This is a genomic window from Shewanella sp. UCD-FRSSP16_17 (genome assembly GCF_001675935.1).
Lineage (GTDB): Bacteria > Pseudomonadota > Gammaproteobacteria > Enterobacterales > Shewanellaceae > Shewanella > Shewanella japonica.
The window spans coordinates 1-1,146 of record NZ_LZFV01000021.1; the positions used below are offsets into that span (position 1 = coordinate 1).

The 1,146-nt window shown below is 52.8% G+C and carries 1 protein-coding gene; it reads right to left on the minus strand.

Annotation, left to right across the window (positions count from 1 at the left end):
- The coding region (locus A9267_RS11510) for an IS110 family transposase (protein ID WP_065109269.1) at positions 1-847 on the minus strand (847 nt) is incomplete at its 3' end.
- Positions 848-1,146 lie beyond the last annotated feature (299 nt).

The window sequence follows — 1,146 nt, forward strand, 5'->3', positions numbered from 1 at the left end:
TCTTCCCTGCAGCAAGCAGACGGTTGTAGAACCTCTCGATCACCGGGTTATGGCTCTTCGAGGACAAGACAGCCATGTAAAGCACACTTCGCACCTCAGCTCGACCACCCCATATCCGTCTACGTCCTTTGTACAGGCCGCTATCGCAGTTAAAAGGGGCCACACCAACCAATGCAGCCACTTGTTTGCGATTCACTTTGCCTAGCTCAGGAACCATCGCCAGCAGCGAAAGTGCGAGCACATTGCCAACACCTGAGACCTCGCGCAGCAAATCATAATTGGCCTTCCAGGCCGGCGAAGCTTTGATCGCTTCGTGCAAGTCATCGTCTGTACTTTTAAGACGCTTTTGAAGCCAGACGATATGTGCATTGATATCCCGTCGAAGCGCCTTGAATACCGCCTGTTTCAGTCGAGACTCCTCCGCCACGATCATATCGATAAGCTGACGGCGTCTAGTCAGTAGATCTGCCAGTTCACGAGCGTGTTCATCTGGCATCWCCCGAATTTCGGGTTTGACCGCCTGAGCAAACTCCGCAATCACCTGGGCATCCAGAGCGTCGGTTTTAGCCAGCCGTCCGGTAGCCTTAGCGAAATCACGGACCTGACGGGGATTGACAACAACGACTGGTAATCCAGCAGCGCAAAGCTCGGCAGCGGCAAGCCGCTCATATCCGCCAGTTGCTTCCAGCACCACTAAAGCGGGCATCTGAGCCTTGAGATGCTTAGCTAAACGCTGGATATCTTCTGGAGTATTGAAAAACTGCTCGACTTGGCCAGTAGTGCTGACGAATGAGTCGAGCTTGTTTTTGGAAACATCAATTCCGACGAACGCAGAGTCATGGTCCATGGCGTTTTCCTCACGTCCAACCTTGCAGAATCGGGCTTTACGCCCAGGCAACCGTTCGGACTAGTTTAGAAAAGAACCTGCTTCGACCCATGCTCACTCACGATCTTGAAATCTGAGGGCACCACGGTCTGAAGCAGGTGAAAATAATCTTACAAGGGCACACCGAGCATTAGCGAGGTGCCGAGTGGTGGGGCAAGAGCGTTTTGCTTACTTTTGCGCTGTTCAAAAGTGAGCCGCTGTAAGAGCGGAACCAATAGCGGCCATAACCGAAGAAACGGATATGTACCCCCAACCCCCTA